The organism is Citrifermentans bemidjiense Bem, from assembly GCF_000020725.1.
Classification (GTDB): domain Bacteria; phylum Desulfobacterota; class Desulfuromonadia; order Geobacterales; family Geobacteraceae; genus Geomonas; species Geomonas bemidjiensis.
Window position 1 is genome coordinate 2,842,267 of the sequence record NC_011146.1, and the last position, 14,057, is coordinate 2,856,323.

The 14,057-nt window shown below is 62.2% G+C and carries 17 protein-coding genes; 4 read left to right on the plus strand and 13 right to left on the minus strand.

Features of this window, described 5'->3' with window-relative positions:
• Positions 1-24: 24 nt before the first annotated feature.
• From GBEM_RS12255 to amrS, 5 genes are all read right to left on the minus strand, one after another.
• Positions 25-330: an HNH endonuclease gene (locus GBEM_RS12255; protein ID WP_012530883.1), complete on the minus strand. Its 306-nt coding sequence runs from the start codon at positions 328-330 to the stop codon at positions 25-27.
• A 29-nt stretch (positions 331-359) separates the two neighbouring features.
• Positions 360-806 (minus strand): ribonuclease HI, encoded by a 447-nt coding sequence (gene rnhA, locus GBEM_RS12260; RefSeq protein ID WP_012530884.1) that lies wholly within the window; start codon positions 804-806, stop codon positions 360-362.
• Positions 796-1,449 (minus strand): lysophospholipid acyltransferase family protein, encoded by a 654-nt coding sequence (locus GBEM_RS12265; protein ID WP_012530885.1) that lies wholly within the window; start codon positions 1,447-1,449, stop codon positions 796-798. The genes rnhA and GBEM_RS12265 overlap by 11 nt, the downstream gene beginning before the upstream one ends.
• A gap of 91 nt (positions 1,450-1,540) precedes the next feature.
• The gene (locus GBEM_RS12270) at positions 1,541-2,929 is read right to left on the minus strand and encodes an ATP-binding protein (protein WP_012530886.1); all 1,389 of its coding nucleotides are present in this window, start codon (positions 2,927-2,929) and stop codon (positions 1,541-1,543) included.
• Positions 2,920-3,933, minus strand: coding sequence for an AmmeMemoRadiSam system radical SAM enzyme (amrS, locus tag GBEM_RS12275; RefSeq protein WP_012530887.1), 1,014 nt, complete (start codon positions 3,931-3,933; stop codon positions 2,920-2,922). Before amrS ends, GBEM_RS12270 begins: the two co-directional genes overlap by 10 nt.
• A gap of 467 nt (positions 3,934-4,400) precedes the next feature.
• Here amrS and GBEM_RS21485 point away from each other — a divergent pair, with 467 nt between their 5' ends.
• Entirely contained in the window at positions 4,401-4,559 is a 159-nt protein-coding gene (locus GBEM_RS21485; RefSeq protein WP_012530888.1) for a TFIIB-type zinc ribbon-containing protein, read from the plus strand.
• A gap of 60 nt (positions 4,560-4,619) precedes the next feature.
• Here the strand turns inward: GBEM_RS21485 and GBEM_RS12280 are convergent, their stop codons facing one another.
• The 8 genes from GBEM_RS12280 to GBEM_RS12315 all read right to left on the minus strand — a co-directional run bounded on the left by GBEM_RS12280 (position 4,620) and on the right by GBEM_RS12315 (position 12,180).
• On the minus strand, positions 4,620-5,756 hold the full coding sequence (locus GBEM_RS12280; RefSeq protein ID WP_012530889.1) for a tRNA-queuosine alpha-mannosyltransferase domain-containing protein: 1,137 nt from the start codon (positions 5,754-5,756) through the stop codon (positions 4,620-4,622).
• Positions 5,757-5,830: 74 nt separating this feature from the next.
• Positions 5,831-6,931 (minus strand): rod shape-determining protein RodA, encoded by a 1,101-nt coding sequence (rodA, locus tag GBEM_RS12285; RefSeq protein ID WP_012530890.1) that lies wholly within the window; start codon positions 6,929-6,931, stop codon positions 5,831-5,833.
• 38 nt (positions 6,932-6,969) lie between these two features.
• Complete coding sequence (gene mrdA / locus GBEM_RS12290) at positions 6,970-8,907, minus strand: penicillin-binding protein 2 (RefSeq protein WP_012530891.1); 1,938 nt, start codon at positions 8,905-8,907, stop codon at positions 6,970-6,972.
• Positions 8,904-9,386, minus strand: coding sequence for a rod shape-determining protein MreD (gene mreD / locus GBEM_RS12295; protein ID WP_012530892.1), 483 nt, complete (start codon positions 9,384-9,386; stop codon positions 8,904-8,906). Before mreD ends, mrdA begins: the two co-directional genes overlap by 4 nt.
• Before the next feature lie 25 nt (positions 9,387-9,411).
• Complete coding sequence (gene mreC, locus GBEM_RS12300) at positions 9,412-10,236, minus strand: rod shape-determining protein MreC (RefSeq protein WP_012530893.1); 825 nt, start codon at positions 10,234-10,236, stop codon at positions 9,412-9,414.
• Between the two features lie 73 nt (positions 10,237-10,309).
• Positions 10,310-10,798, minus strand: coding sequence for a dTDP-4-dehydrorhamnose 3,5-epimerase family protein (locus GBEM_RS12305; RefSeq protein ID WP_012530894.1), 489 nt, complete (start codon positions 10,796-10,798; stop codon positions 10,310-10,312).
• Entirely contained in the window at positions 10,795-11,700 is a 906-nt protein-coding gene (rfbA, locus tag GBEM_RS12310; protein WP_012530895.1) for a glucose-1-phosphate thymidylyltransferase RfbA, read from the minus strand. Before rfbA ends, GBEM_RS12305 begins: the two co-directional genes overlap by 4 nt.
• A gap of 102 nt (positions 11,701-11,802) precedes the next feature.
• Positions 11,803-12,180, minus strand: coding sequence for a hypothetical protein (locus GBEM_RS12315; RefSeq protein WP_012530896.1), 378 nt, complete (start codon positions 12,178-12,180; stop codon positions 11,803-11,805).
• A 211-nt stretch (positions 12,181-12,391) separates the two neighbouring features.
• On the opposite strand from GBEM_RS12315, the gene sfsA reads away from it, so the two are divergent.
• The 3 genes from sfsA to GBEM_RS12330 are packed head-to-tail and all read left to right on the plus strand — an operon-like array spanning position 12,392 to position 14,042.
• Entirely contained in the window at positions 12,392-13,087 is a 696-nt protein-coding gene (sfsA, locus tag GBEM_RS12320) for a DNA/RNA nuclease SfsA (protein WP_012530897.1), read from the plus strand.
• Positions 13,088-13,143: 56 nt separating this feature from the next.
• Entirely contained in the window at positions 13,144-13,602 is a 459-nt protein-coding gene (locus GBEM_RS12325; RefSeq protein WP_012530898.1) for a hypothetical protein, read from the plus strand.
• Positions 13,599-14,042, plus strand: a complete 444-nt coding sequence (locus GBEM_RS12330; RefSeq protein WP_012530899.1) for an ATP-binding protein — start codon at positions 13,599-13,601, stop codon at positions 14,040-14,042. The genes GBEM_RS12325 and GBEM_RS12330 overlap by 4 nt, the downstream gene beginning before the upstream one ends.
• The last annotated feature ends 15 nt before the right edge of the window (positions 14,043-14,057 follow it).

The window sequence follows — 14,057 nt, forward strand, 5'->3', positions numbered from 1 at the left end:
TATTCTCCGCGGGCATGGCCCGTTTCACTGCTGCTTATTCCCGGCAAGCGTCTCCAGGTATTCCTCCCACTCGATGGGGAGCAGGTGCTTCTTCTTGTTGTTGCATTCCTTGCAAGCGGGGACCACGTTGCCGCGGGTCGACTTCCCGCCGCGAATCACCGGCACCACGTGATCCATGGAAAGCTCGGCCGGAGGGAACTTCCCCCCGCACCAGTGGCAGGCGCCGCGGCCCACCCGGTTTTTCCACCACTGGCTGCGGCGCAGTTCGCGCGCCTTCTCACGTTCCCTGCGGATCTCCTCCTCGGAGACCTCGATGATGAAGTAGTCCAATCAGCTTCCTTTGTTCGGTGATTCCCGCGCTACCTGGCGCTGCCTGCGCGGTAGCTGTCGATGGCGGCGCGCGCCAGTTCGTCGCAGCGTTCGTTTTCCACGTGGCCGTTGTGGCCGCGCACCCACACCCAGCGGATCTGGTGCACCCGGGAGAGCTCCAGGAGCCGCTCCCAGAGGTCGCGGTTCAGGACCGGCTCCTTTTTCGAGTTCACCCACCCACGCTTGACCCAGCCGGAAAGCCATTCGGTCATCCCCTTGGCCAGGTACTGGGAATCGGTCGTCACCACCACCTGGCAGGGGCGCTTCAGCGCGTCGAGCGCGGCGATGGCGGCGCTCATCTCCATCCGGTTGTTGGTGGTGTCCCCCTCGGCGCCGGAGATCTCCTTCACCGTCTCGCCGCAGCGCAGAATGCTGCCGTACCCGCCAACCCCGGGGTTGCCGCTGCAGGCCCCGTCGCAAAAGATCTCAACCTGCATCGACGTTGCCTCCTTCCTGGCGCAAAAGCGTGGCGATCGCCTCCATCACCCGGTCCACGATCAGCTGGTGTGTCTCCTTGCAGTCCTCAAGTTGGTAGAGGTCGGAGAAGTCGAGCGGATGCCCGAAGCTGACTCCCCCTTTGGCGCCGAGCGCGGGAAACTTCCAGCGGTTCACGCCGGTCAGCGCCGTCGGGATCACCTGGGGCCTCGTGTCGTAGATGATCTTCCCCACGCCGCGGTTACCCTTGCCGAGGACGCCGTCCTTGTGCCTGGTACCCTCGGGAAAGAGCATGACCTTCTGGTCGGCCAAAAGCACGTTGATCTGTTTGCCGGCGCGTATGTCCCGGCCGCGGCGCACCGGAAAGGCGCCCCAGGAGCGATAGACGAGCCCCATGATGCGGTTTTGGAACAGCTCCTCCTTGGCGGGGGCCCAGAGCATCTGCAGCGGGTTGCGCCGGATGACGGCCCAGGGAAGGAAGATCGTATCGTAAGCGGAGATATGGTTCGAGGCGACCAGCACCCCTCCCGAGCCGGGAATACGCTCGGCGCCGCAAACTGTGAAGCGGTTGAGCGCGGAGGCGTAGCAGCCGATCACCCAGATGGAAAAGGTGACCCAGAGGCGACGCAAAAGTGAAACCTTCAAGGAAGAAACCCCTTCATGCAGTGGATTTTATTGCGGAACGATGATTTATAGCATGAATGGCCGACCGGGGGCAACCGTTTCCAGCCGTGAGTCACCCGTTGACGGTAAAGTAGAAAGTCGCGCCGGCCCCGGGTGTGCCGTCTCCCCAGATCTGGCCGTTGTGCCGGCGAATGATGCGGCGTACCGTGGCGAGCCCAAGGCCGGTACCGGGAAACTCCAGGGCGGAGTGTAGGCGCCTGAACGGTTTGAAGAGCTCCTCGGCACGGGCGTTGTCGAACCCTGCGCCGTTGTCTCTCAGAAATATCACGAGCTCCCCTTGCTCGCTACCGAAAGAACCGAGTTCTATCAGGGGCATAGCCACGTGGGAGGTGTACTTCCAGGCGTTGGACAAGAGGTTCTCCATGGCGATGCGCAAGAGCTCCCGGTCCCCCTGGACCACGAGCCGCTCGGGCAGGCGCAGGGTCACCTTGCGCCCGGGATGGTCCAGCTGCAGTTGCGCCGCCAGTTCCTGCACCAGTTCGGCCAGGTCCACCGGAGCGGGCGCCATCTCCATCTCCGTCACATGGCAAAGGATCATCAGCGCCTCGATCATCGACTCCATATGGACGCAGCCGTCATTCACGAGCGACACAAAGAAACGGCCGTTTTCGTCCAGCAAATCGCAATACCCCTGCAGTTCCTGGGCGGAACTGTAGATCCGGGTAAGCGGCGCGCGCAGATCGTGGGCAACCGCCAGGCAGAAGGCCTCCAACTCACGGTTCACCTGCTTCAGTTCGGTGGCCTGCCGGGTGAGGGCCAGGTTCAACTGGGCCGCCTCGCGCTCTACCAGCCGCTGCGCCGTGACGTCCCGCACCACCTCTATGCCGAGGGCGGGCCTGCCGTCGGCCCCGTTCAGCACCGAGCCCGTTATCTCTACGTAGCGGTTGCCGTTGCCAGGCTCCGGACTCACCTTGGCGCGGTGCACCTTGCCGTCCGCGAAGGCCGCCGCCAGGTGGCAGCCGGGGCAGATTTCCTTTTCCTGGCGGTACGCCTGGTAGCAAGGCTCTCCGACATGCTGCCCCATCATCTCGACGTGGGCGCGGTTTTGGTAGACGATGGTCATATCCGGCGCCTGGATGGAGATGGCGTCTCCCATCGCCTCGACGATGCCGCGCAGTTTTACCTTGTCGTCCTCGGACTTGTCGAGCGCTGTCTTAAGCGCCGCTTGCAGTTGAGCCTGCAACTGGTGGGAGTGCCTGCTGTAAAGGAGCAGGCAGCAGACCAGAAAGACCACCAGGGAAAACTCCGCCGCCTGGTGCCGGTCCGGATGCAATAGGTATTTGTAAAAGGAGTTGCCGCCGAAAAGGAAATAGTCGATGGCCGCCTGGAGCAGCCAGAAGAGGAAGGTAAGCCCACCCCCCAGCAGCGCCTGGAGCAGGAAGGATTTGGCTCCGGGCTCGGAGAGCCTGGCCCAGCTAAAAACGCGCGACTTCAGCTCCAAACTCCCTCCACCCCGGCGCCGCAGGCGGGACAGCGCCCCTGCGCCAGGAGGTTTTTCTCCACCACATACCCGTACCTGGCGATGACGAGCGCGCCGCAGCCAGGGCAGTAGCTGTTCTCCCCCCCCTCCCCGGGGACGTTACCCTCGTAGACGTAGCGCAGTCCGGCCTCAAGCCCGAAGTCGCGTGCTTTTCTCAAGGTGGCGACGGGGGTGCGGGGCTCGTCCATCAGGCGATAGGTGGGATAGAACTGGCTCACGTGCCAGGGGGTATCCACACCGACCTCCTCAGCTATGAAGCGCGCGATGTCGCGCAGCTCCCGATCGGAGTCGTTGCGGTTGGGTATCACCAGGGTGGTGATCTCGAGCCAGATGCCGAGCCTTTTGTACTCCCTGATGCAGTCGAGCACCTCGTCCAGCGAGGCGCCCACCACCTCGCGGTAAAAGCTCTCGCTGAAGGCCTTCAGGTCTATGTTGGCCGCGTCGAGATACGGCGCTATCGTCTGCAGCGCCTCGCTGGTGATGTAGCCGTTGGTGACGAAGATGTTTTTGAGCCCTGCCGCGCGGGCGAGTTTCGCCGTCTCGAAGGCGTATTCGAAGAAGATGGTAGGCTCGGTGTAGGTGTAGGCGATGGAACGGCAGCCGCAAGCCTGCGCGCGCTCCACGATCTGTCCCGGGGAAAGGGAAAAGCCCGAGCGCTCCACGCTTAGCTCGTCAGGCTGGGAGATGCTGTAGTTCTGGCAGTGCAGGCACCGGAAATTGCACCCGACAGTGGCGACGGAATAGGAGCGGCTCCCCGGAAGCAGGTGAAAAAGGGGCTTTTTCTCGATGGGGTCCACGTGCTCCGCGACGGCGCGGCCATAGACCAGCGAATAGAGCACCCCTTGGCGGTTCTGGCGTACCCTGCAATGTCCGAACTTGCCGCTGCCGATCAGACAGCGGAAGCGGCACAAGCCGCAGCGAACCCGCTCCCCGTCGAGCTTTTCATAGAACATCGCTTCCTTCATGGTCACCCCTCCTTGAGCCTCAGCCTCGGGAGAAAAAATTAGCGGCGGCAAACATAGCATCCAAAAGGGAAAAACTCCAGCTGAAAATTGGAAAATTTCAAAGAATCCCGCAGTTTGCTCGGAAATTCCCGACAACACCTCCAAACCGTCGTTACAACATCGGGGAGGCAAAAAAAGTTCTCGGAGACGCTCCACCTTTACGTAAGGATCAACGCAATCGGCAAAATTAAGCATACCCGTGTTTGATAATGGAAAAAACCTGGAATATCCGATGCTTGCAAAGTTAGGACAGGAAGTTTTCGGATCCGAAGCCTAGGGTGTTTTAAAATGAAGGCTCGCCAGGAAGAGGGGGAAGGAAAGCTAAACTACTGTTTTAGGTGATTTTTTCGAAAATTTTACGCTTGACCAACACACCCCTTTATATATAGTGTCAAAGTCAAAATTACCCCCATAGGAGAAAAACAAACATGCAATGCCCCCACTGCAGCAGCAAAAAAGGAATCGAGATCGACATGCATTCCGACGGCTATGCCAAGGACCTCCTGGAATGCACTTCCTGCGGCACGGTCTGGCTGGAAAAACAGAGCAAGATCATCATGGTGAACAGAGAGCAGCAAGCAGCCTGATCGGGAATGGGGGCGCCGACGCGCCCCCCTCCGTTTCCTCGCGCAGCACGTCCCCTACCACTACCAGGCAGTAACCTCCGGCACCACCCCGTCAACTCCCGCGGCAACCCCTTCCAGAAAGCTGTCGTAAACAGGCGCCAGCTTTTCCCAGTCGTAGCGTTCCACGAAACCGTCCAGCGCCGCACCGTCTTCCCGGTCAAGTATCAGCGTTCTCAGCCTGTCCACGAATGCTTCCTCTTCGCGGTAGAGCACCTTTTCCCGCGCCTCGACAGGCACATGCTCCGGGTAGGCGAGCCGGTCCGGGAAAAGGGGGCGGCAGCCGCAGTAAAGCGCCTGCACCGCGCTGGCACCGAAGAACTCCTGCCGCGAGGTGACCGGCAGGATGTCGGCCCTCCAAAGCCAGGCGGCGTAATCGGAGAAACGTTCCAGGAATCCCCACTGCGCCACGCGGCAGCCTAGCCGTTCGCGCGCCTGCCGGAACACCCCGGGGGCGCGTCCGAAGGACTCCCCCACCACCGCCACCTCGAACTCGACCCCCTCGTCCGCCAGTTGGTAAAGCGCCTCGAAAAACGGTTCCGGCGCCTTGTCGAACTCCCAGCGATGGTTCCAAAGTAACAACGGCGCCCGGGCACCCTCGCCCGCCTGCGGGCGGTGCCGGTCCAGCTTGTGCAGGTCGAGCCCCAACGGGAGCACCCGGCTCTTTTCCCCGATGCGCGCAGCAGAATCTGCGTCTACCGCGTCGGGGAACCCCTTCAGAAACGCGGGGAGCGCCCCCAGGAAAGAGTCTCGATGGTAGCGGGAGTTGAAGAGGACCGCATCGGCCGCCAGAGCGCTCGCGTAGTTGATGAAGGCGTAGTGCAGATCCCTTTGCAGGGCCGGGTCCTGGTCGGAGGGGGACCAGGGATAGGTGAGCTGGTTCTCGTGGAAGTAGAGCGCGGTGCGAATGCCGTGGCTCTGGTTGCGGGTGAGCGCCAGGAAGGTGGTGAGGTCGAGCATGTCGGTGGCAAGGATCAGGTCCGGCCGCGGCAGCTCCAAAAAGCGGGAGGCAAGGGTCACTGCGCCGCCGTGCATGCGCCACTTCCAGTTGCGGCCGGGGAGCGTCAGGAGCTCGACCTCGTGGCTGCTGTGCGCCGCGTATTCCCTCGCCCAGGCGGCATGGGAACCGGTGAAGTAGGGCTCGACCAGGGTGATGCGCATGCTGCAGCTCCTCTAAACCAATTGACAATTGACGATTGACAATTGACGACGAAATCCCCGAGCCTCCAGGGGGCTTAGAACATGAAGCGCCGCATGCTGATGTTCAAAAGTATCCCGACGCCGACCATGGAGGTGACCATGGAGGTGCCGCCGTAGGAGAAAAAGGGGAGCGGGACACCGACCACGGGGAGCAGGCCGATCACCATCCCCATGTTGATGACGATATGCCAAAAGAGCATCGCGGAGACGCCGACGGCCAGAAGGGAACCGAAACGGTCGTTGCAGCGTTTGGCGATGGAGAGCCCCCAAAGGATGAGGAAGAGGTAGAGGGTCAACATCAACAGGCAGCCGGCAAACCCCCACTCCTCGGCGAAGACGGAGAAGGCGAAGTCGGTATGCTGCTCGGGGAGAAAGCGGAGCTGGGACTGGGTCCCCTGCATGAACCCTTTGCCGAAGGTGGCCCCGGAGCCTACGGCGATCTTGCTCTGGATGATGTGGTAGCCGCTCCCCAAAGGGTCGAGGTCGGGGTTCAGGAAGTTGTAGATCCTATTCTTCTGGTAGTCGTGCAGCCCGAAGGTCCAGGCGCCGTAGACGATGGGAAGTGCGGCGGCGAAGAGGGAGGCGAGCGCGGACCAGCGCACCCCTACGAAAAGGAGCATGGTCCCGCCGATCAGGCTCACCAGCACCGCGGTCCCGAGGTCGGGCTGCTTCATGATGAGCAAGGCCGGCGCCCCGAGGATGAGCAGCGGGTAGACCAGGTCCTTGAGGGTGAGCCCCTTGAAGATCGGGTAGCGGCTGAAGAACCTGGCGAAGGTCATGATGATGACGATCTTCATAGGCTCGGAGGGCTGCATGTTGAAGAAGCCGAGGTGGATCCAGCGGGTCGCCCCCATGCTGGTCTTGCCAGCCACGAGCACCAGCACCAGAAGGACCAGGACGCCGCCGTAGAGCCAGTAGGCGAAGTCCTCCAGCATATGGTAGTCGAGGCTGCAGACCGTGAGGCAGAGGATGAGACCCGCGAAGATCCAGTAGAGCTGCTTCAGGTAGTAGGGGGTGCCTATGTCCCGGTACGAGGACGAGGCGCTGTATATGTTGACGACCCCGAAGGCCGTGATGAGCAGCACCACCCCCAAGAGGGTCCAGTCGAAGTTGGTGAATAGCCGTCGATCGAACATCTGCGTTCCTTTACCCTGGTCCGATGGTGAAATCGGAGCTATCTGTCGGTGTTGCCGGACCTGTTCTCGGTTGCCGGAGTAGCCGGGGGAGCCTGGGGCGCGGCTTGCCTGTCGGGTTCGGCCACAGCTTCCCCCTCTTGCTGCGGCTGGACTTTCGGGACCGGCTTCTTGATGACGCCTTTCCCCTCGAAGTAGGCGCGCAGGACCTTGGCGGTCACCGGCGCCGCCGCGCTGCCGCCGTGCTCGCCGTGTTCCACCACGACGGCGACGGCGATCTCGGGCTTTTCATAGGGGGCGAACGCCACGAAGAGCGCGTGGTCCCGGTACTTGTAGGCCATCCCCGCCTTGCTGTCGCGAACCACCTGGGAGGAACCGGTTTTCCCTGCGACCTTCACCTCCCAGAGCCTCGCCATGCCGCCGGTGCCGCGCGGCTCGTTGACCACGGCGAAGAGCCCTTCCTTCACCAGGCGATAGGTCTCGGGCTTCAACCCGGTCGTCCCCGCTAATTGGGGCGTGAACTCCTTGAGCACCTTGCCGTCCGCGTCGACCACCCGCTTCACCAACTGGGGGCGGTAGATTTTTCCTTCGTTGGCCACCGTGGCGATCATGGAGGCGAGCTGGACCGGGGTGGTGAGCACGTACCCCTGCCCGATCCCGACCGGAAGGGTCTCGCCGGCAAACCATTTCTTGCCGAAGCGCTTCAGCTTCCACTGTTCGGTGGGGATGATCCCCCCCTTCTCGTTCTCAAGGCCGATCCCCATCGGCGCTCCCAGGCCGAAGCGCTTGGCGTAGGCCGCGATGCGGTTCACCCCCAGACGCTCGGCAAGCTTGTAGTAGAAAACGTCGCAGGATTCCCGCAGCGAGCGCCTAAGGTTCACCGTGCCGTGCCCCTTGTGCTCCCAGCACCTGAAGGTGGCGTTGCCGAACTTGTAGGAGCCGTTGCACTCGACCGTGGTGTTCTCGTTGATCAGCCCCTCTTCCAGTCCGGCGATGGCGGTGATGATCTTGAAGGTGGAACCTGGGGGGTACATCCCCTTGAGCGCCTTGTTTTCCAAGGGGTGCCGCTCGTCTTCGAGATACTGCTTCCAGGTGTCGGGGGGCATCCGCCCGGTGAAGAGCGCCGGGTCGTAGTCCGGGTTGGAGCTGAAGGCGAGGATCTCGCCGGTATTCACGTCCATGGCCACGACGGCCCCGGCCATGTCCCCCATGGCCTGCTCGGCGGCCTTCTGCAGGTTCAGGTCCACGGTGAGCATCACGGTGTTGCCGACGCTGGAGCCGGTCTCGGCCACGGTGCGCAGGAAGCGGCCGCGGGCGTCGACCTCGATCTGGCGCCCGCCGTCGGTACCGTGCAGGTAAGACTCCCAGGCCCTCTCGATGCCGCTTTTGCCTATGTAGTCCCCGGCGTTGTATTCCTGGTACTTTTCCGAGTTGAGCTCTTCCTCGTTGACCTCGCCCAGGTACCCCAGAAGGTGCGAGGCGAGCGTGCCGTTGGCGTAGGCGCGGATCGGCTTCATCTCGATGTTCACCCCGGACAGGGAGAGCCGGTTCTCCTCAAGGAACTCCATCTGGTCCCGGGTGATGCCGGAGGCGACCACCAGCGGGTAGTACTTGGCCCTCCCCTGCCCCTTGTTCCACTTGGTCTCGATCTCGTTGCGGTCCAGGTTCAGGTAGCGCGCCAGGTTGTCTATCAACTGCTCCTTGTCCTTGACGTCCTGAGGTATGACGGCAACCGAGAAGGAGGGGGTGTTGGTGACCAGCACCTTGCCGTTTCTGTCGAGTATGGCGCCGCGCGGTGCGGCGACCGGGACGAAACGCAGGCGGTTGTTCTCGGACTGGTTCATCAGGTCGTCGGCATTGACCACCTGCAGGTACCAGAGCCTGGACAATAGCAGGAAAAAAATGGCGAAGGCGCCTAAGGAGAGGCCGATGATGCGGCGGCCGCCCCCGTCGTCGTCGGGAAGTATGTTGTGCTTCATCTAGCCTCCTCCACCGGAAGCCTCACGCCGAAAAAAAGCGAAGCTATCAGCGCGTTTACCAGCGCCTGGGGTATCAGGGCCGGCAGCAGCGAGGCGTAAACCCCTTGTGACACGGAAAAAACGGCAAGCATGAGCAGGTTCAAGGCGGCGCTGAACACGGTGGCCAGAAGGACCACCAGCACGAACAACAACCGGTTGTCGGTATAGAGCCGGTCGGCCAGCTCGGACAACAGCAGGTAAATGCAGAGATAGGAGAAGGCGTGCAGCCCGAGGTACATGCCGGAAAAGCTGTCCTGGAGCAGTCCCAGAGCGAAAGCGGCCAGCCCGGCCAAGCGGTGCGGCGCCTTAAGTCCCAGGTAGACCACGAGGATGATGAGCAGGTTGGGCTGGAAGGGATCCAGCAGGTACCTGGGGAGAAGCGTCATCTGGAGCAGGCAGGCGGCGAGAACGATTCCCGTTATTTTCAGATAAGCAATCAAAGCTGTGACTCGCTTGTGATGGACACTATTGTTGTTGCTGCCGGACCAGCACCAGCATCTCCTCTAGCTTGCCGATGTTGACCGTGGGACGGACCTCAATGGTCTGGAAGACGCCGTACTCCCCTTTTTTCACCATGGTCACCTCCCCGATGGGAAGCCCCTTGGGAAAGACGCCGCCGATGCCGGAGCTGATCACGCTGTCGCCGACCTTCACGTCCTCGTCCTTGACCGTGAACTCCAGCGAGCAGCGCCCGCCACCGGCGCCGCGCACCACCCCGCGGGCCCGGGAGCGCTGCACGATGGCGGCGATGGCGCTGGCATGGTCGGTTAAAAGCAGCACCCGGGAGCTTTGCGGAGCCACCTTGATCACCCTCCCTACCACGCCGCCGACCGCAACCACCGGCATACCCTCAACCAGTCCGTCGTTGCTGCCGCGGTCGACCACCAGCGTCTTGAACCAGGCGGAGCTGTCCTCCCCGATCACCGAGACGGCGATGGAGGGGATGGCGACGCTCCCTTTCAGTTCGAGCAGGGCCTTGAGCCTCTGGTTTTCCACGACCGCCTCGTGGTTGGCGACGATCCGCTCGTTCAGGCGCTTTACGCTTCTTCTGAGTTCGATGTTCTCGCGCCTGACCTCGATGAGATCGACGTAGTTGTTCCAGACATCCCCAACGGAGCCGCTGAGGAAGGCGGCTGAGCCCGCAATCGGAGCGGTGAGCGTCATCACGGCGCGCTCCACGGGGTTCGCATGCTCCTTGTTCCTGAGGTTAAGCGCATAGGTGAGGAAGGCCACCAGAAGGACACCGGCGGTCAGCAGTAAGCGCTTATAGCGGATTAGAAAGTTTTTCATCGGCCTCAAAATGGTTTAGGGGGCACTGCGGCCCCCTATCTGTGCGATCAAAAAACAACGGGCAGCGACACCGCTAGTCGATCTGGTAAGGCGAGCCGGCCGCTTCTTCGTGCCGGATCTCGTCCACCGGCTCGCGCTTTCCCTCTCCGGCATAGAGCCGGTTCGGCGCGTTGAAGACGATGCCGTTCTCCGTCCCTACGTTGCGGTAGGCATGAACCACTCCGGGCGGAACTATCATGGCCAGCGGAGCGTCGAGGCCGGCGTAGACCACCTGCCTGACTCCGCGGCTCGGGGAGTCGGGGCGCGTGTCCCAAAGGTAGACCTTGAAGTTTGAAGGACCCATGAAGCAGAAGTAGTCGGTCTGGTCGACGTGCTCGTGGGGCCCGCGGGTCACCCCCGGCTGGGTCATCGAGACATAGGTCATGGCGGGAAGCACCGACTGCTCCAGCTCGTCGCTGCGGAAAAGCTCGCAAAGCCACCCCCGCTCGTCCAGGAACTTCCCCAGCGGCTTAAGCACCACGTCGTGGATACGCCCCTTGGTGAAACTGGTTATCCCGCTCATGCTCCCATCCCTCCCCCGCAAAGCGTAGTCTCGTTGTAAACCCGCACCAGATAGTCCCGATACGAGGAGTTGGGGGTGGCATCGATGACCTTGGCCATCGCCGCGCAGTCAAGGTACCCCATCCGGAGCGCTATCTCCTCCAGGCAAGCGATCTTCAGTCCCTGCCGCGCCTCCAGGGTTCCTATGAAGTGGGACGCCTCGAGAAGGCTTTGGTGGGTTCCGGTGTCGAGCCAGGCGATGCCGCGCCCGAGCCTTTGCACCGAAAGTTCGCCGCGCCTTAAGTACTCCAGGTTCACATCCGTGATTTCCAGCTCGCCCCGCGGCGAGGGCTCCAACTCCTTGGCGATCTGCACAACCTTGCCGTCGTAGAGGTACAGCCCTGGGACCGCGTAGTTCGACTTGGGATGGGCCGGCTTCTCTTCGATGCTGAGCGCCCGGTCTTCTCGGTCGAACTCGACCACGCCGTAACGCTCCGGATCCTGGACGTAGTAGCCGAAAATCCTGGCGCCGCCGTCAAAACCGGTGATGAGACGATCCAATTCCATTTTGCCGTAGAAGATGTTGTCGCCCAGAATCAGGCAGACCGGATCGCCGGCGATGAACTCCTCCCCGACGAGAAACGCCTGCGCGATCCCCTTGGGTTCTTGCTGCACCGCGTAGGAAAGACGGATGCCCCAGCGGGAGCCGTCGCCCAATAGCGCCTGGAAGCGGGGGGTGTCCTGCGGAGTGGAAATGATCAGCACGTCGGCGATTCCCGCCATCATCAGCGTCGCCAGCGGGTAATAGATCATCGGCTTGTCGTAGACCGGCTGCAGCTGCTTGCTCGCTACCATGGTCAGAGGGTAAAGCCTGCTTCCCGCGCCTCCGGCCAGGAGAATCCCCTTCTTGATACCTTGTGGCATAAATGAACCTTTCAAATCTCCGATCACATTAACAAAAGACTTTTTCTATCACACAGGCGCGTCCTGCGTCAAACCAATAAAGGGTGCAATCACAGGTTGCCGTCAAGGGAGAAGCCTCTCCTTTAGCGCCTCGTCGATGAAGCTCTCCTCGATCGCCTCGCGCACCCATGACTCATGGCAGCGGGATAGGAGAACCGCCACACCCTCGGCGACCGCCGGCACCTCGCTCCAGAGCGCGTTGCGCAGCGAGCGGAGCCTGCGGGGGTCGGGCTTCTTGGAGGCCAAAAGCTCCCGGCACCCTTGGCAGATGAGCGCCAGGTTCGCCTCGGACGGCTCCCTTTCCGGCTGGTATTCCCAAAGGCGCAGCTCCTGGTCGCCGTCGCACCACTCGCAGCGAAACCCCGCTCTCTTGCTGACGCTCTTCCCCAGAAGCTGTACCGCCGCCAGGTGGTCCTGATGGTCCTGCCGTCCCTTGGCCATTTCACCTCCGCCTACCGCTTCTCCCGGCTAAAACCGGGGCGACCCAGCCACCGAGTGTAGCAGAATCACCAATGAGATCAATACATTTCTGCCTTGAGCGCTGTCCGGGAGCGGGGCGTATTTTTCTCTGGACAGCACGGGCCGCCAGCGGGTACCCTTTTCACCTCATTTGTCAAGCGTCCCGGCTCTCCGCTGGGGCGAAGGAGCAAGCATGAAACTGCCGCAGCCGCTTTTCCAGGGGACCCTGATCCGACGCTACCAGCGCTTTTTGGCGGACGTCGAGCTGGATGACGGGACCGTGGTCACCGCCCACACCCCCAACACCGGGAGCATGATGGGGTGCGCCTGCCCCGGCAACCGGGTCCTCCTCTCCAAAAGCGCGAGCCTCACCAGGAAATACCCGCACAGCTGGGAGCTGGTGCAGGCCGACGGGACCTGGGTCGGGATCAACACCCAACTCCCCAACCTCCTCGCCAGGGAGGCGATCCTGGACGGGACCATTTCAGAGCTCTCCGGGTACCAGCAGATCCGCGGCGAGGTCCCCTACGGCAGCGGCAGCCGGATCGACCTTCTGCTCTCCGGGGAGCAGGGGCTTTGCTACGTGGAGACCAAGAACGTCACCCTGGTCGAGGACGGCGTCGCCCTCTTCCCCGACGCGGTGAGCGCCCGGGGGCAAAAGCACCTGAGGGAGCTCATGGAGATGGTGCGCCAGGGACACCGGGCCGTTAACCTCTTCATCGTGCAGCGTGCAGACGGCGCGGCCCTTGCCCCTGCCGACGCCATCGACCCCGTCTACGGGCGGCTCTTGAGAGAGGCGGCGCAAAACGGGGTTGAAATTCTCGCCTACCGCGCCGAGGTGACCCGGACCGAGGTGCGCCTGGAACGCGCGCTGCCTGTGCTGCTCTAAACGGTTGACATCCCTAGGAAGGACGCTAGAGTTATAAGCGCTGTCCCGGGGGTCCAATGAGAATTCCAAGATTTACCATATACGCCAAGGAGACCGGCGTGGAGATATCGCCCTGCGAGAAAAAGCAGCAGGGAAAGCCCGAGGAAGGGAGGGTCGCTTTCCGCTTCTTCAGGCTCGCAGCCGGCGCGGCGCAGATCAGGTTCGTAGCGGAGCCGTGGGAGGCCTTCGAGATATCCAGGAGGATGAACGCGGTGCAGGCGGAGGGGGGGAAGGAAACCTTCACCCACCGCTTTGAGAGCGCCGACGGCGAGACGGTCACCAAGCTGAGCGTCGAGTGCTACCAAAGAAACGGCAAAAAGGGTTTCGCCTTCTCGGTCCAGCGCGGCGATGACGGCATCAACGTCGCTGCGCCCATGGGGGAATTCCTCTTCGCCGCGGAGTTTCTGAAACAGCTTTCGGTGGCGCAGTCCTGGGTGGAGCAGGCGGCGCACAAGCAGGGAAACGGGACAGCGTGATAACCAAACCGAGCAAAACCCTATACCTCAGCATCGAGAGCAGGCTTGCCGACGTGGCTCTGGTGGGACATGCAGTACGCGGCGTCTGCGCCTGCTCGCCCCTCAAAGAAGAAGCCTACGGCGAGATGGAGGTCTGCGTCGTCGAGGCACTCAACAACGCCATCACCCATGCCTACCGCAAAGAGGAAGGGTACCGGGTCGACACCGCCATCACCCTGCACCACGACCGCATCTCCTTCGCCATCTCAGACTGCGGCAAGGCGATCGAACAGTACGCCCCGAGGAGCCTGGAATTCGACCCCGAAGTCATCGGGTCCATTCCCGAAAACGGCATGGGGCTCTTCATCATCGAGACCATCATGGACGAGGTGAGCTACAGCTCCAATAACGGCAGGAACACCCTCTCCTTCTGCAGATACTTCACCCAACCCCAGGCCTAGCGCCTCCCCTGAATT